The 18515-nt window shown below is 73.4% G+C and carries 14 protein-coding genes; 3 read left to right on the top strand and 11 right to left on the bottom strand.

The window, feature by feature from the left end; all coding sequences use genetic code 11:
- Positions 1–23: 23 nt before the first annotated feature.
- From ABT122_RS12275 to ABT122_RS12240, 8 genes are all read right to left on the bottom strand, one after another.
- A complete protein-coding gene (locus ABT122_RS12275; protein ID WP_351549350.1) occupies positions 24–1163 on the bottom strand; it encodes an endonuclease/exonuclease/phosphatase family protein in 1140 nt (379 codons plus the stop codon).
- Positions 1160–2188 carry a glycosyltransferase family A protein gene (locus ABT122_RS12270; RefSeq protein ID WP_351549347.1) on the bottom strand — a complete coding sequence of 343 codons (1029 nt, stop codon included), beginning with the start codon at positions 2186–2188 and terminating at the stop codon, positions 1160–1162. The genes ABT122_RS12275 and ABT122_RS12270 overlap by 4 nt, the downstream gene beginning before the upstream one ends.
- Before the next feature lie 31 nt (positions 2189–2219).
- A complete protein-coding gene (locus ABT122_RS12265) occupies positions 2220–3005 on the bottom strand; it encodes a UbiA prenyltransferase family protein (protein ID WP_351549344.1) in 786 nt (261 codons plus the stop codon).
- 414 nt (positions 3006–3419) lie between these two features.
- Positions 3420–4442, bottom strand: a complete 1023-nt coding sequence (locus ABT122_RS12260) for an NAD-dependent epimerase/dehydratase family protein (RefSeq protein WP_351549343.1) — start codon at positions 4440–4442, stop codon at positions 3420–3422.
- Positions 4436–5836 carry an aspartate aminotransferase family protein gene (locus ABT122_RS12255; RefSeq protein ID WP_351549341.1) on the bottom strand — a complete coding sequence of 467 codons (1401 nt, stop codon included), beginning with the start codon at positions 5834–5836 and terminating at the stop codon, positions 4436–4438. Before ABT122_RS12255 ends, ABT122_RS12260 begins: the two co-directional genes overlap by 7 nt.
- The gene (locus tag ABT122_RS12250) at positions 5823–6812 is read right to left on the bottom strand and encodes a lysylphosphatidylglycerol synthase domain-containing protein (RefSeq protein ID WP_351549338.1); all 990 of its coding nucleotides are present in this window, start codon (positions 6810–6812) and stop codon (positions 5823–5825) included. The genes ABT122_RS12255 and ABT122_RS12250 overlap by 14 nt, the downstream gene beginning before the upstream one ends.
- Positions 6809–7768, bottom strand: coding sequence for a glycosyltransferase family 2 protein (locus ABT122_RS12245; protein WP_351549335.1), 960 nt, complete (start codon positions 7766–7768; stop codon positions 6809–6811). Before ABT122_RS12245 ends, ABT122_RS12250 begins: the two co-directional genes overlap by 4 nt.
- A 451-nt stretch (positions 7769–8219) precedes the next feature.
- Positions 8220–9158, bottom strand: coding sequence for an aldo/keto reductase (locus tag ABT122_RS12240; protein ID WP_351549333.1), 939 nt, complete (start codon positions 9156–9158; stop codon positions 8220–8222).
- A 305-nt stretch (positions 9159–9463) separates the two neighbouring features.
- Between ABT122_RS12240 and ABT122_RS12235 the strand changes: the two genes are divergently transcribed.
- A complete protein-coding gene (locus tag ABT122_RS12235) occupies positions 9464–12775 on the top strand; it encodes a S8 family peptidase (RefSeq protein WP_351549426.1) in 3312 nt (1103 codons plus the stop codon).
- A gap of 81 nt (positions 12776–12856) precedes the next feature.
- On the opposite strand, the gene ABT122_RS12230 is transcribed toward ABT122_RS12235, so the two are convergent.
- The 3 genes from ABT122_RS12230 to ku all read right to left on the bottom strand — a co-directional run bounded on the left by ABT122_RS12230 (position 12857) and on the right by ku (position 16390).
- Positions 12857–13954 carry a flavin-containing monooxygenase gene (locus ABT122_RS12230; RefSeq protein WP_351549330.1) on the bottom strand — a complete coding sequence of 366 codons (1098 nt, stop codon included), beginning with the start codon at positions 13952–13954 and terminating at the stop codon, positions 12857–12859.
- Between the two features lie 7 nt (positions 13955–13961).
- On the bottom strand, positions 13962–14705 hold the full coding sequence (locus tag ABT122_RS12225; RefSeq protein ID WP_351549327.1) for a TetR/AcrR family transcriptional regulator: 744 nt from the start codon (positions 14703–14705) through the stop codon (positions 13962–13964).
- A gap of 644 nt (positions 14706–15349) precedes the next feature.
- Complete coding sequence (gene ku, locus ABT122_RS12220) at positions 15350–16390, bottom strand: non-homologous end joining protein Ku (protein ID WP_351549423.1); 1041 nt, start codon at positions 16388–16390, stop codon at positions 15350–15352.
- Positions 16391–16570: 180 nt separating this feature from the next.
- Between ku and ligD the strand changes: the two genes are divergently transcribed.
- Both ligD and ABT122_RS12210 read left to right on the top strand, forming a co-directional pair.
- Positions 16571–17446, top strand: a complete 876-nt coding sequence (ligD, locus tag ABT122_RS12215; protein ID WP_351549324.1) for a non-homologous end-joining DNA ligase — start codon at positions 16571–16573, stop codon at positions 17444–17446.
- 35 nt (positions 17447–17481) lie between these two features.
- Positions 17482–18420 carry an ATP-dependent DNA ligase gene (locus ABT122_RS12210; RefSeq protein ID WP_351549321.1) on the top strand — a complete coding sequence of 313 codons (939 nt, stop codon included), beginning with the start codon at positions 17482–17484 and terminating at the stop codon, positions 18418–18420.
- Positions 18421–18515: the final 95 nt, after the last annotated feature.

Here is an 18515-nt window from a genome sequence, read left to right as displayed (position 1 = left end):
GGTCTTCCTTTCCACAAGCGCGGTCAGAGGGAGAGCCGGAGATCCTGCATACGGTGCTCGGAAATGCCGTCCGTGCCCCGGAAGTCATAGCGGTGGACACGGACCGGACCGGTGGTGAACGTCCAGTCCAGACGCCACAGCGGATACGCGCGGCGCAGCGCCGCGCTCCCCGCGAAGTCCGCCCGCGCCGGGAACTTCCAGCTCAGCGGCGCGAAGTCGGTATTGGCCCGCAGCGCGTCGGAGGCCCGGGCGCGGACACCGTCCAACTCCCGCATGGCGGCGGTGGCGTTGAAGTCACCGCTGACCAGCACGGGATACGGATTGCGGTCCATGTCCCGCTCCAGGCCACGGAACTCCTCCTGCCGCCAGGCGAACTTTCGCTGGAGGTACGCGTCGACGTCGGTACCGGAGAACGGATCGAGGTCGAGCGCGAGCTGCACGGTGATGTGGACGTTGTAGACGCTCAAGATCCGTTCCCCGATCCGCAGATCGGTACGCATGACCTTGTCCCGGAGAAAGACCCGTTCGAAGGAGGCTCCCGGGTCGGCGGCCAGTGCCTTCCCCGGGCCGACCGGCGGCCGGGCGACGATCGGGAAGCGGGAGACGGTGAGCAGCTCGCCGCGCCGGGCGATGTGGTGGCCGGGGAACTCCTCGCGCAGCCGCTCGTCGTCGTCCAGCCGGACATATCCCTTCTCGCCGAACCCGGGCTTCCACCGCACGTGCTCTTGGAGCAGATACACATCCGCGCGCTGCCGGTGCAGCAGGGCGTAGAGCCGGTCCACCCCGGCCGACTGGCCCCAGTACTGGGTGTTCAGCGAGACCACATGGAGCGCGCCGGGCGGGACCGGCCGCTGGTCGCGCCAGAGGGCCGGCCAGTTGAGGCCCGATCCGGTGGTGAGGGCGAGCAGCAGCGCGGCGGCGGCGGTCCCCGCCACCCAGGGCCGCCGTCCGCCGCAGGCCGCCGCGCCGGCGATCAGCAGCACCGCCGGCACGGCGACCAGCAGGAGCGGCGGGGTGCCGTCCAGCGGGATGGCCCAGTGCCATCGGCCGCTGAGCAGCCACCGGGCCGTGGCGTACAGCAGCCAGAGCGCGGAGACGACGGCGAGCACCCTCCCGTACCAGAGCCGGAGCGCACGGGCGATCCGCCGGGGCCGTGAGGTCATGGGGCGCCCGCCGGGACCCGGTCGTACAGGTGCCGGAACCGCCCGCTGGCGGCGTACTGCGCGAGCCCCGCCGCCAGGCCCGCCACCACCACCGTGTTCACCAGCAGATGGGCCAGGGTGAACCAGAGCAGGAAGGGGGTGCCGCGCTCCCGGTGGACGAAGCGGTACTGGCCGAGGTCCGCCAGGACGAACCCGGCGAGCGCGAAAACGCAGACCAGCGCCGCCGGCGGCCACCACAGGGCGGGCGGCAGGGCGGCCACGCTCAGCGCGGCGAGCACCGAGGCGACGGCCCGGCCGCCGGTCTCCATCCCCTGCATGGCCCGGCCCCGGCCCAGATAGAACGGAACCCGGAGCCGGCTGCGGACGAAGGCCTTCCGCAGCAGTGGGCGCATCCTGCTCTCGTCGGAGAGCCGGCCCCGGACACGGGAGGTCAGCAGCATCGGACGGCGGGCGGCGAGCCGCTCGGCATGGTCGATCTCCTCGGTCTGCCGCAGCTCCGGATTGAACCGGCCCGCCTCCTCGAAGGCGGTGCGGCGAACCGCGCCCAGGGCGTAGAAACCGCCGCTGACCAGCCCTTCGGCGCTCTTGCGCCAGTAGTGGTACTGAAGGATGCGGTACTGGCCGACGAGGGTCTCGGCGAAGAGCGGCTCCTTGTCGGGAATGCCGAACACCGCGCCGTACGAGGGGTTCTCGGCGAAGACGGCCACCGCCTCGGCGACCGCGTCGGGGTGGAGGGCGAGATCGGCGTCCAGGAAAAAGACGATCTCGCCGTGCGAGTGGTGCACGCCGAGGTTGCGGGCGGCTCCCGGGCCGCCGTTGCGCTCGGCGCGGATCAGGGTGACGGGGTGGGCGGCGGCCAGTTCGGCGGAGCCGTCGGTGCTGGCGTCGTCCACCACGACCACTTCGAGCGGGGTGTGGGACTGGGCGGCGAGGGAGCGCAGACAGAGGTCGATGCTCCGGCGGTCGTTGTGGAGGGGGACGACCACCGAGACAAGAGGTGAAGGCGGGGGCGGGGGCGGGGTCATGTTCCGTTCCGTCCTCGGGGGGTTCGGAGGGTCAGAAGGTGTGGCAGAGGAGCAGCAGGGCCGCCCAGAGCGCGGAGTTGGTGAGCATCACCCGGTCCAGGAGCAGGGTCCGTACCGGGTCGCCGCCCTCGCTGTGCACGATCACGATCTGGAGATAGCGGAAGAGGGCGAAGAGCGCGCAGGGCGCGGTGAGCAGCGCGCCCGCCGGGAACCCCGACTCGGCGCGGAGGTAGAGCAGATAGCCGACCATGGTCAGCGCCGAGCAGAGGACGAGGACGAGGTCCAGGAACTGGGCCGAGTACCCGGCGAGCGCGGGGCGGTGGCCGGTGCCGGAGACGCCCAGCTCATGGCGGCGCTTGCCGAGGATCAGCAGCAGACAGAGGGTGAGGACGGTGAGGACCAGCCAGTTCGCGACCGGGCGGCCGGTGGCGGCGTACCCGCCGAGGAGCCGCAGGACGAAGCCGGTGGCGACGGTGAAGACATCGAGCAGCGGGAGGTGTTTGAGCTTCCAGCTGTACGCGGCGTTCACGGCGAGGTAGACCAGCATCGGCCAGGCCCTCGCCGGTCCGAGGGCGGTCAGACACGCGCCGAGGAGCGCGGCGAGCACCCCGCCCAGGGCGACGGCGGAGCGGATGCCCATCCGGCCGGAGGGGAGGGGGCGCAGTCGTTTGAGGGGGTGGAGGCGGTCGCGTTCGACATCGGCGATGTCGTTGACGACATAGACGAGCGAGGAGGCCAGGACGAAGGCCGCCATCGCCAGCGCCACCCGGCCCGCCGTGTGCCAGGCGCCCGCCGCGCCGATGAGGGGCAGGGGCACGACGAGAAGGTTCTTGGGCCACTGGCCGGGGCGGAGAAGAGCGAGGGGGGCGGGGAGCCGGCCGCGCGGGCGGGGGGTGGGGGTGCCGGGGGCGGGCCCGGTCGCGGGCCCGGGTCCTGGTCCTGGTCCTGGTCCTGGTCCTGGTCCTGGTCCTGGTCCTGGTCTGGTTGCAGTCGCGGCCCCTGTCGTGGTCGCGGGTCCTGTCGCGGCACCGGTCTCACCGGGCGGCCCGGGTGGGGGCGCGTCGCCCGGGGCCGGGGGGTCGGCGGAGAGGCGGCCGGCGGAAGAGGGAGAGGAAGGAGAAGGGGAAGGGGAAGGGGAAGGGGAAGGGGCGGGGAAAGAGGGAGGAGGAGTGGGAGTGGGTCTCGGAGCGGGTTCCGTCTCGCCGCCCAGGAGTGTCATCGCCCGGCCCCCTCAGAAGAAGATCTTCGCGGCGGACAGCAGGCCCTGGCTCCATGGGTCCCGGCTGGTCCGGCCGGTGGGGGTGGTGGCGGGGCGGTCGTGGCGGGCCCCGCGCCACCACGCGTAGGTGCGCAGGATGGCGTCCTCGTTGGAGAGCTTCGGGGTGAAGCCGAGGCGGTCGGCGGCCTTGTCGATGGAGACGTACGAGTCGTCCATCAGCTTGTGCAGCAGCCTCCCGTACACCGGGGAGAGCCTGGCCCGCTGGAGCCCCGCGAGGACGGTGAGCGCGGGCCGGGCGGGCAGCCCGATGACGCGCTTGCCGTGTCCGGCCGCGTCCAGGACCGCCTGGAAGTCCTCGCGCAGGGTGCGGAACTCGGCCGCCGCCAGGTTGTAGGTGTCATTGGCGACCGCGTCGGGCGCGGTGAGCACGGTCACCACGGCGTCGACCAGGTCATCGATGCCGAACATCTGTATCCGTACATCGCCCTTCCCCAGGACGGGGAAGTTCCGGCCCTCCTCCGCCCACTCGAACAGCATGGCGAAGAGCCCCATCCGGCCCGGGCCCACGAAGGTCTTGGGGCGGAGGATCGGCAGACACATCCCCTCCGCGCGGTACCGCTCGGCGATCTCCTCGGCGTCGGCCTTGGCGCGGCTGTAGGTGTCCACGGGCTCGCGCGGGTGGTCCTCCGGGGTCGGGACCCGCTTCGGCAGCCCGTAGACGGCGGTGGAGGAGACATGGACGACGCGCGGGGTGCGGGCGGCGTGCGCGGCGGCGAGGACGTTCGCGGTGCCGCCGGTGATGATCGAGCGGATCTCGTCGTCGGGGTAGCTGGGAAGCGCCGCCGCCGCGTGCACCAGGGCGGTGGCGCCGTCCAGGGCGCGGTCCATGAGGGCCCGGTCGCGGATGTCCCCGGTGAACTCCACCCCGGGCGCGGGGCGCAGATCCACGCCCCGGACATGGTGGCCGTCGGCGGTGAGCCGTTCGGCGAGCCGGGAGCCGAGCATGCCGGCGGCGCCGGTGATCGTGATCACCACTGGGAGCCCACCTTCTGCCGCACGAAACGGGTCACCAGCCGGGTCAGACCCTGGCCCAGCACCTCGCCGAGCGCGTCCACGGCGCGCTCCACATCGGCGGGGTCGGTGACGAGCGAGGGGCCGAGGATCAGCGGGGAGCGGCCGTTGAGGGTGTAGTAGGTGTAGATGTCGTGGTCCTGGTAGAGGGCGTTGACCACCGCGCAGGTGACGAGCTTGGTCTTGAAGAGGGGGTCGCGGGCGAGTCCGCCGGGGGCCAGCTTCGCCACCAGGTCGAGGATTCTCGGGCCGCCGTCGATGAAGACCCCCCAGAGCGCGCCGGCCCCCGCGACGGAGCCGATGGCACCGGGGTGCTCCTTGGCGAGGCGGGCGAGACCCGGTTCCAGTACGGCGCCGAGGGCGCGGGCGCGGGCCGGGTAGTCGTCCTCGATGGCGATGTTGACCGCCTCCAGGGCGGTCGCGCACTCCTCGCCGAAGCCGTAGTAGGTGGTGGAGGTGGACTGGAGCAGGGCGTCGCCGAGATGGTCGTACGCCCGGCGGAGCACCGGCTCGCGGGCGACGAAGGCGGAGATGGAGGACTTGCCGCCGCCGAAGGACTTGGAGGTGGTGAGGACATCCGGGACCAGGCCCTCGTACCGCATGAAGTGGAAGAGGGTGCCGGTCTTGCCCCAGCCGCTGTAGATCTCGTCGAAGATCAGCACGATGTCGTGGCGGGTGCACAGCTCGCGCAGGCCGCGCAGGAACTCCTCCGAGCACTGCTCGACGGTGGAGGCGCTGAAGGGCTCGATCAGGATCGCGTACACATCGCCGGGGGCCGCCGCCACCGCGGCGCGTACCGAGGCGAGGTCGTTGTACCGGAAGGTGCCGATGCCGGGGATGGTGGGGAAGGCGAACTGGCTCTGGCCGGTGAGCCCGCCGGAGCCGAGGAGCTTCCCGTGGAAGGCGCGGTCCGCGCGGAGGACGGTGCCGCGCCGGCCCCGGTGGTACTTGTACGCCAGTTTCACCGCCCCTTCGACGGCCTCGGCGCCCGAGTTCGGGAGGAAGGACATCGACAGATCGCCCGGGAGGACCTCGGCGAGGTTGTGGCTGAGGGCGGCGAGATAGGGCGAGAAATAGGTTTTGTGCACCTCCATCCGCAGGTCGCGGGCGAAGCGCCGGCGGGCGGCGAGGATACGGGGGTGGTTGTGGCCGTGGTTGAGCACGCCGACCCCGCCGGTGAGGTCGAGGACGCGGCGGCCGTCGGTGAGGGTGAGATGGGCTCCCTCGGCGGAGGCGACCAGCTCGCGGCCGAAGCCGAAGGAGGTCATCAGGGAGACCTGGCTCTTGTTGACATGGCGGCGGTAGAGGGAGTGGACCTCGTCGATGTCGAGGCGTTCGGCTTCGTCAAGGGTGTACACGGGTGGCCTCTCCGGTTCTCTCGGTCGGGTCGGGGGACGGGGGTGGGGGCGCGGGCGCGGGTGCGGGCTCCGGGGGGCGGCGCAGCCGGGACCAGAGGACGACCACGGCCGCGCTGCCCAGCTCCGTCACCACACAGACCACCCGGCTGGCGATGGCGGCGGCCGCGGCGGCGCCCGGGGAGAGCACGGCTGACAGGGCGGCGGTGATGGTCAGCTCCCGTACGCCCCAGCCGTCCGGGACGATCAGGGCCAGGCTGCTGACGACCGCCGCCAGGGCGAACGCGCCGACCGCCGACCGCAGCCCCGCCCACGGCGGGGCGTCCAGGGCCAGCACCAGGAACCACAGATGCAGCCCCGAGATCAGCCAGGAGGCGAGGGCCAGCAGGATCGCCCGCCGGACCGCGCGGTCGGGCGGCGCCTCGACCGTCTGCCGGAACAGCCGCAGCAGGGCGGTGACCGGGCGGGTGGCGAGGGCGGGGCGGACCACGCAGGCCAGGAAGCAGAGCGCGGGCAGGGCAGGCCAGGCCCAGTGCCCCGGGAGCGCGCCGGGGGCGGCGAGCAGACCGATGCCCGCGCCGGTCAGCACGGTCAGGGCCAGGGTCAGCACATAGGCGGAGGCCATCCGGGCGCCGGGGACACCGGCCGCCCGGCCCTGGGTGACATGGGTGACCAGCCCCCAGATCCGGCCCGGGAGGTACTTGCCGAGCTGGCCCAGGAAGAAGATGCGGGCGGCGGTCAGACCCCGGACGCGGTGCTCGCCGGGGACCAGGGCCTGCCAGGAGTGCACCGCGAGCAGCAGCCCGAGCAGATAGGCGGCGAGGGAGGCCGCGAGCAGCGGTACGGCCTCCGCCCGGCCGAAGGCCCGTGCGGCGGCGGCCCCCTCGCCCCGGAGCAGCAGCACCAGTCCGACGAGCGCGGCGGCCACGATCACCGGGGTGAGGACGCGGCGCAGCAGCCGGTACGGGGCGGAGTTCACCGGGAGGTCGTCAGCGCGCGGGCCGCGCCGGTCGCCGCGCCGGTCAGCAGGGCCGCGTGGACCACGAGGTGGATCGCGGCGACGTAGACGGCGAAGGCGGGGCCGCGGTGGCGGGCGGCGAACCGGAGCAGGCCCGCGTTGGCGGCGCAGAAGCCGAGGGCGGCGAGGGCGGGGGCCCAGGGGCGTACCGGGAGCAGGGGGAGGGCCGCCAGACAGAGCGCGGCGGCGGCGACCGACGCGGGGGTGTTGGCGGTGAGGTTCCGCCGGCCGCCCCGGCGGGCCGAGAGCAGCGCGGGGACCAGCAGGAGGGCCCGGCGGTGGGTCTCGGCGAGGAGGGGGAGCAGCCGGTGCTCCTCGTCGTGGTAGGCCACGATCCGGTCGGTGAGAACGATCCGGTAGTGCGGCGCGAGGCGGTCGCTGAAGTCGAGGTCCTCGGAGTCGCGCAGGCTCTCGTCCAGGCCGCCGACACGGTGGAAGACCTCGCGGGGCACGGCCGCCTGGGCCAGGAACGCGGTCTGCACCTCGCCCACGCCGCGCGCCCGCCACCAGTGGGCGTGCAGCACCTTGTAGCGCTCGACGGGGCCGTCGTCGTAGAGCGGGTCGGGGGCGATCACGCCGTGGACGCAGCCGCAGCCGGGGTCGGCGCGGAGGATGTCGAGCGCGGCCGAGACCGAGCCGGGGGTGAGGGCCTCGTCGGAGTCGAGAAAGAAGACGATCTCACCGGTGGCGGCGGCGACCCCGGCGTTCCGGGCCGCCGACACCCCTCGGTTGGGGGTGCGGCGGAGGAGGGTGCAGGGGTAGCGCTCCGCGATGTCGGCCGTGCTGTCGGTGCTTCCGTCGTCCACCACGATGACCTCGTGGAGGGGGGTGGTCTGGGAGTAGACGGAGTCGAGGCAGGCGGGGAGGGTGCGGGCGGAGTTGTGGGCGGGGATGACCACGGAGACGGAGGGCGTCATGGGGGACAGTTGAGTGGGTGTGGGTATCGTGGGGATATCGCGTGATTATCGAGCGGCTATCGCCCCGATATCCCCCGCCACCGGGGCCACCCGGTACTTGCGGCCCCCCGGACCCCCGGACCCCCGGGCCCACCCGGCACTTGAGGGCCCCGGGCCCCGCCCTCGCGCCGGGAACCCCCGGCCCGTCCGGCGGTTGAGGACGGAACCCGCACCCCGGGGCGCCCGAGCGGTGCGTCTCCGGCCGGTCCGGCACTTGAGCACGGAACCCGGGCCGGAGGACAGACACCGGGCGGGAGGAAGGGCCCTGTGCCGGAGGACGAACCCCGGGCCGGAGGACAGACACCGGGCGGGAGGACGAACCCCGGGCCGGAGGACGAACCCCTGCGCCACAGCGGACCCGCACCCCGCGAACCCCGGCCCCCCGGCCCCCTAGGACCGCGGGAGCCGGGAGTCAGGTGCCCGCTGACGTCAGGCGGTCGTGGTGCGCGGGCGACAGATGGAGGGGCAGGGAGGCCATGACCTCCTCCAGCTGAGCCACCCCGCTCACCCCCACAATCGGCAGCACCGCCGGCTCACTCCCCAGCAACCACGCCAGCACCACCTGATTCACCGTCACCCCCAGCTCCTCCGCGACCCCCCGCAGCGCCACCCTCCGCGGCTCCGTCCCCGGGTGGTCGTAGGCCGCCGGGAGCCCCACCTCGTCGCGGGTGTACGCGCCGGAGAGCAGCGCGCTGTAGACCCAGAGCCGCAGATCCCCCTCGGCCCGCGCGTAGTCGAGCAGTTCGGGCGTGACATGCCGGTGCCCGGACGACGGCAGCGGGATGTCGAAGCGCGGCTGGAGATAGGAGTAGCGGTACTGGAGATGGGTGCAGCGCGGCCGGTCCCCGGCGAGCGCGCGGGCCCGCTCCACCCGCCACACCGCGTGGTTGCTGATCCCCAGCTCACCCGCCTTCCCCTCCTCCACCAGCGAGGACAGCGCGCCGACCGTCTCCTCCAGGGGAACCCCCCGGTCCTCCAGATGGGCCCAGTACACATCGATGCGATCGGTTCCCAGCCGCCGCAGGCTCCCCTCGGCGGCGGTTCTGAGGGCCTTCTCCGAGAGCCCCTCGGTCCCGCCGGGCCCGCTGCCGGACAGCGCGGGGCGCCCGCCGCCCTTGGTGCTGAGCACCACGGAGTCGCGGTTGCCGCGCCGTGCGAGCCACTCCCCCAGGGTGCGCTCGCTCTCGTCCCCCGTCCCGCCCGGGACCCAGTAGGCGTAGTTGTTCGCGGTGTCGAGCACCGTGCCGCCCAGTTCCACGAAACGGTCGAGGATGGCGAAGGAGGTGCGCTCGTCGACGGTGGTGCCGAAGGCGAGCGTGCCGAGGGCTATGGTGCGCCGTGGTGTCGTCATGTGATCACTGTCGCACGTGGAGTGAACTCTCACGCAAGCCCCGGACAGGAACCGCGAAGGGTGGTCAAAGCCACCGCACAGTCCGGCCAACACGCCGTGAACCACGTTGAGTTGGCGACCTGCCGCCTGCATACTTCCTGCACCGGGGGCACAGTGCGCACACACACTGACGACCAGCCCCCGGGCGGGTGGGCACGCGATGCCCGCCCCTTCGCTCATCTCCAGGGGGAGACTTGCGCATCCATATCAAGAGGGCCGGCGTGGCCGGCGTGGCCGCGGCGGCGGCTGTGGCGCTGACGGCGGGCATGACCGGCCCGGCGACAGCGGCCGGCGAACGCGCCGGGAGCCCCGCCGGGGCCTCGGCCGACCGGGCCGGCAGCGGCGAACGGGGGGCGGGCCGGGTCAAGCACCGGGTCACCCTCATCACCGGGGACACGGTGCTGCTCGACGCCAAGGGCCGGGTCGCTTCGATCCAGCGCGCCAAGGGCCGCGAGAACATACCCATCGAGACCGTGACGGCCGGCGGACGCACCCATGTCGTCCCGGCCGACGCGAACCGGCTGATAGCCGAGGGCAGGCTCGACCGCCGGCTGTTCGATGTGACCGGGCTGAGCACCGCCGAGAGCCGCGCGGCGTACCGCGACGGCCTGAAGGTCATCGTCCGCTACCGCGGCGGGGCCGCCAAGGCGGCGCGGGCCGAGGTCCGCGCCACCGACGACACCCGGGTGCGGCGCACCCTGGCGTCGCTGAACGCCGACGCGCTCACCGCGCCCGGCGAGGGCGGCACCGGTCTGTGGGAGGCGCTGACCCGTTCGTCGAACGGCGCGCGGACCACCGCTTCGGGCATCAGCGGCGTCTGGCTGGACGCGGTCCGCCGGGCCAGTCTCGACAAGAGCGTGGGGCAGATCGGCGCCCCCGCGGCCTGGGCCGCCGGCAGTGACGGCACCGGGGTGAGGATCGCCGTGCTCGACACCGGCGTCCACGCCGACCACGGGGACCTCAAGGGTCAGGTGCTCGGCGCCAAGAACTTCACCGGTTCCCCCGACACCAGGGACCGCGTCGGCCACGGCACCCATGTCGCGGCCACGGCGGCGGGCACCGGAGCGGGTCACACGGGCAAGAAGTACCGGGGCGTCGCCCCCGGGGCCAAGATCCTCAGCGGCAAGGTGCTGGACGACGACGGCTGGGGCGACGAGTCCGGGATCATCGCGGGCATCGACTGGGCGGTCGCGCAGGGCGCCGACATCGTCAATCTGAGCCTCGGCGGCTACGACACCCCCGAACTGGACCCGCTGGAAGCCCATGTCAACCAGGTGTCCGACACGACCGGCGTGCTCTTCGCCGTCGCCGCGGGCAACGACGGTCCGGACGCGGGCACGGTCAGCTCCCCCGGCAGCGCGGAGGCCGCGCTGACCGTGGGCGCCGTCGACGACAAGGACGTCCTGGCCGAGTTCTCCAGTGTGGGCCCGAGGACCGGCGACGGAGCGATCAAGCCGGATGTCACCGGACCGGGCGTCGGCATCACCGCGGCCTCCTCTCCCAAGAGCCTGATCGCTCAGGAGTACGGCGAGAACCCGAAGGGGTACGTCAGCGTCTCCGGTACGTCGATGGCCACCCCGCACGTGGCCGGCGCGGCGGCCCTGCTCAAGCAGCGGAACCCGGGCTGGAGGGCCAAGGAGCTGAAGGGGGTGCTGACCGCCTCCGCCAAGGGCGGGAAGTACTCGGCTTTCCAGCAGGGTTCGGGCCGGGTCGCGGTCGACCGTGCGATCACGCAGACGGTGTTCGCCGAGCCGGTGTCGGTGGGCCTCGGGGTGCAGCAGTGGCCGCACCACGACGACACCCCCGTCACCGAGCGGCTCACCTACCGCAACCTCGGCACCGCGGATGTCACCCTCGCGCTGACGGCCACGACGCTCGGCCCGGACGGCAAGGCGGCCCCGGCCGGCTTCTTCACCCTGGACGCGTCCTCGGTGACCGTACCGGCGGGCGGCACGGCCTCCGTCGGCGTCACGGCGGACACCCGGCTCGGCGGAAAGGTCGACGGCCACTACTCCGCGGCCGTGACCGCGACGGGCGGCGGCCAGACCGTCCGTACCGCCGCCGCCGTGGAGCGCGAGTCCGAGGCGTACGACGTGACGGTGAAGCACCTCGGCCGGGACGGCGCGCCGACGGGGGACGCCTCCACCGTGCTCTACGGGATCTACAACAAGGACGGCTGGAGCAGGACCGATTTCAGCGATCCGAGCGGCAGCAAGACCCTGCGGGTCCGCAAGGGCGCGTACACCCTCCGGTCGATCAACCAGGACAACCCCGCGAGCCCCAAGGGCGGGATCGATCTGACCGTCCAGCCCAAGCTGACCGTGGACAGGAAGCTGACGGTCACCGTGGACGCCCGCAAGGCCAAGCCGGTCGACATCACCGTGCCGGACGCCAAGGCGAAGCCGTCGCACGCCTCGGTCGACTACACGGTCGACCTGAAGGAGACCGGTCTGACCGGCGGCTACAGCGCGGGTGCGTTCCAGCAGCTGAGGACAGCGCACCTCGGCCCCCAGGTCACCGATGGCTCGTTCAGCCAGGCCTTCTCCGGACAGTGGCTGAAGGGCGCCGGAGCCGAGTACAGCATCCTCACCGGCGGCGCCGTCAAGAAGTTCCCCACCGGTCACACCAAGCACTACAAGGCCGGTGAGCTGGCCACGGTGAAGGCGGGGCTCGGCGCGGCGGGCAGCACGGGCAAGAAGGGTGAGCTGCTCACCTGGGGCGAGCTGCCGGTCAACGGCGGCAGCCTCTCGTTCTCGACCGTACCCACCGTGCCCACCACCCGCACGCTGTATCTGTCCACCGGCTCCAAGGCCAAGTGGGAGCTGGACTACGGCCAGATCAGGGGTCTGGACAGCGAGGGCGAGCCGATCTACGACGCCTCCTATGTGCAGCCGCTGAGGAGCTTCGCACCCGGGAAGTCCTACGCCACGGCCTTCAACACCGGGGTCCACGGCCCCCTGGTCGACAGCGACAACGGCGTCTTCCGCGAGGACAACGTCATCTACGGCATGCTGCCGGTGTTCGCCGACGGCCAGGGCCACCCGGGGTGGTCGGAGATCTCCTCCGCGAGGACCACCCTGCACAAGGGGAAGACCAAGGTCGGCGAGAACAAGGACCCGCTGACCGGCGATGGGCCGTTCGCGGTCGGCGCGGCCGACGCCCAGTACACCCTGGCGACCTCGGTGAAGCGCGACACCAAGCTGGCCAGGGTGGCCGGACGGATCGACGCCAGCTGGACCTTCCGGTCGAAGAAGGTGACGGGCAAGCTGGTCCAGCTGCCGATCTCCACGGTCCGCTTCGGGGCGAAGGTGGCGCTGGACGGCACGGCTCCGGCGGGCAAGTACCAGACGGTGCCGCTGACCGTGCAGGGCCCGGCGGCCGGCAAGGGGCTCAAGTCCCTGACGGTCCACACCTCGTACGACTCCGGCAAGACCTGGAAGAAGGTCACGGTCACCAAGGGCACGATCAGTGTGAAGAACCCGGCCAAGGGCAAGGGGATCTCGCTGCGGGCCGCGGTCACCGACACGAAGGGCAACAAGGGTTCGGTGTCGGTCCACAACGCCTACTTCGGCAAGTAGGCTCCGGCGCACTCGGCTCTCGACGGCGGCCCACCGGGATTCCGGTGGGCCGCCGTTCGCCGTGCCGGGGCGCGGGAGGGGTCAGGCGGCGGCCCGGACGCGGGGCCGGCTCAGCAGCCCGGGACGGTTTCCCGCGACGTACCGGCGCAGCGCGCGGGCGATGTGGTCCGCGTCGGTGCCCATCCCGTGCAGGGCGTTGGAGAGCAGGGTGTGCTGGCCCTCGACGCCGATGTAGGCGAGCCCGGGGTGGCTGGTGGAGAGCCCGTGCCGCTGGCGGGGGCTTCCGTCGCGGCGCAGGGCGCCGAGGGGCCGCAGACAGTCGAGCGCGGGGCGGTATCCCGTACCGAGGACGACGGTGTCCACCTGCTCCCGGGTGCCGTCGGACCAGCGCAGCTCGGAGCCGTCGGCGCCGGTGAACAGCGGCCGGCGGTCCAGCAGGCCCCGGTCGAAGGCGGCCCGGTGGGAGCCGTCGTGGTCGGGTACGACGTTGTGGCCCACGGTGGACGGCAGCCAGGGGCCGACGGGGAGCCGGCCCACCGCCTCCATCATCCGCCAGACCGGTTCGCGCTCCGCCTTGAACATCCAGCTGCTGAAGTTGACGGGACGGCGGCTGGCGAGCGAGGTCCGCGCGTGCCCGGCGAGTTCACAGGCGATCTGCACGGCCGAGGTGCCGGAGCCGACCACGACCACCCGCCGGCCGGCGAAGGGGGCGGGGGCGCGGTACTCGGCGGAGTGCAGCACCTGCCCGGTGAAGGCGTCGAGGCCCGGCAGTTCGGGCCGGTGGGGATTCCCGAAGTTCCCGGTCGCGGCGACCACGACGGCGGAGTGGAGCCGGGTGCCGTCGGCGGTCTCGACCACATAGCCGTCGCGGTCCGCGACCACCGAGGTGACGCGCTGCCCGGTGCGGATCTCGGCGTCGAGACGGGAGGCGTACCGCCGTAAGTAGGCGACGACCTCGTCCCGTACGGGGAAGTGCCGCGGCGGCCCCGGGAAGGGCATGCCGGGGAGGGAGGAGAACCGCAGCGGGGTGAAGGCGGTCAGGCTGTCGTAGTAGTGGGGCCAGGAGCCGACCGGTTCCGCGCCGGCCTCCAGGACGACGGGTCTGAATCCCTGGTTGCGGAGTGCGTGGGCCGCGGCGAGGCCGCCCTGGCCGCCTCCGATGACGATGGCCGTGTCCATGGGTCGGTCACTTCTCCTCAGGTGTGCGGCGGGGTGCGGGGTACGGGCCGGGCGGTACGGGCCGGGCGGTGCCGGCCGGGTGTGCGGGAAGGCCTCCGGCGACGGCGTCGATGGCGTGGTCGATCAGCCCGACGAGCGGGCGGCTGCCGCCGATCCGCTGCCAGTGGGTGAAGCAGGAGCGGATGGCGCCCTCGGCGACGCAGTACACGAGGGAGGGGTAGTGGTCGTCCGGCGCGAGACCGAGGCGGCGGGCGAGGGCGTCGATGTTGCGCCGCTCCTCGTCGGCCTCCAGCGCGACCAGCCGGGAGACCAGCGCGACATGGTCGGTGAGGACCGTCAGCCGGGTCACCCACTCCTCCCGGTCCGCGTCGACGGACTCGAAGTCGCGGCGCCAGGCCCAGGCGCAGATGTGCAGCGGGCCGAGGGACGGCGGGGCGGTGGCGATGCGTTCGAGCGCCTCGGCGGAGCGCTCCGCGTGGTCCGGGTAGGGCAGCAGCAGGGCGTCCTCCTTCGAGCCGAAGTAGTTGAAGAAGGTCCGGGGGGAGACGCCCGCGGCGGCGCTGATGTCCTCCACGGTCACCCGGTCGAGCCCGCGCTCGGCGACGAGGCGCAGGGCCGTGGTCGCCAGCAGACGATGGGTCTCCCGCCGCTTGCGCTCACGCAGCCCCCCGCCGGGGCGGGGGGTGCGGGCGGGGACGGGGGGAGATACCGGGGCTGCCGGGGCGGCCTGCGTCGGCTCGGTCGATGTCACACGATCAACGGTAGTTGGGTTTATGCAGTCACTGCAAGATTGCAGAGGACGCAATTTTTGGGGCCGGTGGACAGGCGGGGGATGGTGCGGGGGCGGGGCGCGGGCTCGGGCGTGGGCGGGAGTCGGGCCCGGTGTGGGCCGCGCGCGGGAGAGGGCCCGGGTGAGAGTCGGGCCCGGGGTGGGCGGCGCGGGTGAGGGCCCGGGCACGGGTCGGGCACCCGCGTCGGCCAATGCCGGCCGGCCAGCGGGAACAGGCCACCCGTGCCGGGCCCGGGTCGGGCGCAGGCGCGGGCGCGGGCCGTGCGAGGGTGCGGGCGCGGTGCGGGCGCGGGTCGGAGCGCCCACGCCGGCCGATGCCGGTCAACCCGCGAGGCCGGGGGCACGGGCACGGGTCGCGGGCGCGGGCCGTGCGAGGGTGCGGGCGCGGTGCGGGCGCGGGTCGGGGCGCCCACGCCGGCCGATGCCGGTCGACCGGCGAGGACGGGGGCGCGGGCACGGGCGCGGGCACGGGCCGGGGGGCACGGGTCGCGGGCGCAGGTCGCGGGCACGGGTCGCGGGTCGCGGGTCGCGGGCTGGGGGAGCCGTGGGCCGATGCCGGCCGGCCGGCGGGGACAGGCCACCCCCGCCCGGTCCGGTGCGGGTCGTCAGGAGGCTCGCTTGCCGGAGGACTTCCCGGCGGCGGTCTTCCTGGCGGCCGGCTTCTTCGCCGCCGCTTTCCTGGTGGCGGTCCCCGCCGACGCGGACTTGCCCGTCGTGGCCTTCTTGGCCGGGGATTTCCTCGCCGGGGACTTCTTCGCGGGGGTCTTCTTCGCGGCGGCCTTCCCCGCCGGCGCCTTCCCCCCAGCGGCGGACTTCCTCCGGCCCTTGATCGGTGTCACGTCCGCAACCCCGCCCTCCTCCCCCTCCCGCGCCTCCCTGGCCGCCCGCACACTGCCTTCCAGCGCGGCCATCAGATCGATGACCTGCCCACCGCCGCGCTCCGCGCGCTCCGTCTCCGGCAGCGCCTCCCCGCCCTCCGCCTTCGCCGCGATCATCGCCTCCACGGCCTCGCGGTAATCGTCGTGCAGCGACTCCATGTCAACCTCGCCGAGCGTGTCCATCAGCGCGTCCGCCAGGTCGAGTTCGGCGTCCCGGACCGTCACATCGGACTCCGGGGCCACCCCCTCGGGGCTGCGGATCTCATCCGGCCAGAGCAGACCGTGCATGGCGATGACATCGTCCACCACCCGCAGCATCCCGAGCCGCTCCCGCCCGCGCAGGGCGAACTTGGCGAGGGCCACCTTCCGGCTCCGCTTCAGCGCCTCGCGCAGGAGGGTGTAGGGCTTGGCCGCCGGGACCCCGTTGGCGGAGAGGTAGTACGCCGCGTCCATCTGGAGCGGGTCGATGGAGGAGGCCGGCACGAAGGCGACGATCTCGATCGTCTTCGCCGTCGGGATCGGCAGCGCCGCCAGATCCTCGTCGGTGATCGGGATGATCGAGCCGTCGGCCTCCTCGTACCCCTTGCCGATCTCCGCCGCCGGGATCTCCTTCTCCTCCAGCTCGCAGACCTTGCGGTAGCGGATGCGGCCGCCGTCGGACGTATGGATCTGACGGAAGGAGACCGAGTGGTTCTCGGTGGCGTTCACCAGCTTGATCGGGATGCTGACCAGACCGAAGGAGATCGCGCCGTTCCATATGGATCGCACCATGGGGCAGATCCCTCTCATACCGGGCGGGACGGATGTCGTACGGGTCCTCCCTGCACAGTCTCTCGGCAGTGCGGCCTCTCTGCCACCGGTCCCGGCGAGGGGCGCGACACGGGAGGGGCGGGCGCGGGGCGGGATTCGGCCGGGCGTTATCCACCGGTTTCATGGGATTCTCGGGGTATGACGCCGATCACAGAGGTGGCGGGGCGGCGGCTGGCGCTCAGCAACCTCGGCAAGGTCATCCACCCCGCGACCGGGACCACCAAGGGCGAGCTGCTGCACTACTACGCCCTCACCGCACCGGCGCTGCTCCCCCATCTGAGGGACCGGCCCGTCTCCTTCCTGCGGTATCCGGACGGGCCGGAGGGCCAGCTCTTCTTCACCAAGAACCCGCCCCCCGGTACGCCGTCGTGGGTACGGGTGGCTCCGGTGCCCCGCTCCGACGACCCGGGTGCCCGGCAGGTCGTCGTGGACGATCTGCCGTCGCTGATGTGGGCGGCGAATCTGGTGGTGGAGTTCCACACTCCGCAGTGGCGGGCGCGGGAGCCCGGCATCGCCGACCGGATGGTCTTCGACCTCGACCCCGGGGCCCCGGCGGGGATTCCCGAGTGCTGTGACGTGGCGCTGTGGCTGCGGGAGCGGCTGGCGGCGGACGGGCTCGGGGCCTGGGTGAAGACCTCGGGCTCCAAGGGTCTGCATGTGCTGGTGCCGATCGCGCCCGCGCCGTCCGGGGAGGTCTCGGCGTACGCCAAGGGGCTGGCCGTGGAGGGGGAGGCGGCGCTGCCGGGGCTGGTGCTGCACCGGATGGCGCGGGCCCTGCGGCCCGGGAAGGTCTTCGTCGACCACAGCCAGAACGCCGCCGCGAAGACCACGGCGACGCCCTACACGCTGCGGGCGCGCGCGGAGCCCTCGGTGTCGGCACCGGTGACCTGGGAGGAGGTGGAGAGCCGGCGGGAGCTGGCGTATCTGCCGGGGGACATCGCGCCCCGGCTCGACCGGTACGGGGATCTGCTGGCCCCGCTCACCGATCCGGCGCTCGCCCGGCCGCTGCCGTGAGCGGGGACGGGGCAGGGGGCGGCGGGGGGCGCGGGGTGCCCGGGCCGCACCTGCGGCCACCGCTGCGGGTGGCGCGCGCGGAGTCCGTCGGTACGCTGCCGCGCGGGGCGAACCTCGCGTACGAGCCCAAGTTCGACGGCCACCGGATGCTGGTGTTCCGCACCGGCGGGAAGGTGGTCCTCCAGGCGCGCTCGGGGCGGATCGTGACGGCGGCCTTCCCCGATCTCGCGGAGGCGGCCCGGCTGCTTCCCGACGGGAGCGTGCTGGACGGCGAGGTGGTGGTGTGGGTCGGCGGGCGCACCGACTTCGCCGCCGTGCAGCGGCGGGCCACCGCGACCCCGGGGCGCGCACCGGAACTCGCGCGCCGGCTGCCCGCTTCGTACGCGGCCTTCGATCTGCTCGCGGAGGGCGGGGAGGATCTGCGGGGGCTGGTGTACGAGACGCGGCGCCGCCGCCTGGTCGCCCTGCTGGCGCCGCTCGGCCCGCCGCTCCAGGCGGTGCCGATGACCCGGGACGCGGAGGAGGCGGCCGACTGGTACGCGTCCCTGCCGGGGATCGGGGTGGAGGGGCTGGTGATCAAGCGGGTGGACCAGACGTACGGGACCCGTCGGGGCGGGGCGCGGGCGTGGCGCAAGCTCCGGCACACCGCTGTGCGGGACGCGGCGGTCGTCGGCTTCACCGGGGTGCCGGGGCGGCCGGCGGCGCTGGTGGTGACCGTGCCCGACGACGACACCCCGGTGGTGACCGGGGCTCTGACGCCGGGGCTGCGAGCGCAGGCGGCGGAGGTGCTGGTGGAGGAGAGGGAGAGGGAGGGGGAGGGAGAGGGGGAGGGGCGGGCGATGGCGATCGGTATCGGTGAGGTTGCCTACCGGCGGGTGGGGCCGGGGGTGATGGCGGAGGTGGAACAGCGCACCACCCGCCACGGCACCACGGTGGTCCTCCGCCTGCGCCTCCCCCAGGACCAGGCCCCTTGACGCCCGGGCCCGCCCGTAATCTCCCCCGGAGCTGCCCCGGCGGGGCTGGGAATGCTCAGCCCCGCCGGAAACCCGAGCAACCCCGGCCCCGCCGG

Source organism: Streptomyces sp. NPDC001985, assembly GCF_040296845.1.
Classification (GTDB): Bacteria; Actinomycetota; Actinomycetes; order Streptomycetales; family Streptomycetaceae; genus Streptomyces.
This window is presented reverse-complemented; position numbering and strand designations above follow the sequence as displayed.

Excerpts from the sequence above, each read along its gene's own strand:
- ABT122_RS12275 (WP_351549350.1), bottom strand. The coding sequence starts at position 1,163 with ATGACCTCACGGCCCCGGCGGATCGCCCGTGCGCTCCGGCTCTGGTAC.
- ABT122_RS12270 (WP_351549347.1), bottom strand. The coding sequence starts at position 2,188 with ATGACCCCGCCCCCGCCCCCGCCTTCACCTCTTGTCTCGGTGGTCGTC.
- ABT122_RS12245 (WP_351549335.1), bottom strand. The coding sequence starts at position 7,768 with ATGACGCCCTCCGTCTCCGTGGTCATCCCCGCCCACAACTCCGCCCGC.
- ABT122_RS12240 (WP_351549333.1), bottom strand. The coding sequence starts at position 9,158 with ATGACGACACCACGGCGCACCATAGCCCTCGGCACGCTCGCCTTCGGC.
- ABT122_RS12235 (WP_351549426.1), top strand. The coding sequence starts at position 9,464 with ATGACCGGCCCGGCGACAGCGGCCGGCGAACGCGCCGGGAGCCCCGCC.
- ABT122_RS12230 (WP_351549330.1), bottom strand. The coding sequence starts at position 13,954 with ATGGACACGGCCATCGTCATCGGAGGCGGCCAGGGCGGCCTCGCCGCG.
- ligD (WP_351549324.1), top strand. The coding sequence starts at position 16,571 with ATGACGCCGATCACAGAGGTGGCGGGGCGGCGGCTGGCGCTCAGCAAC.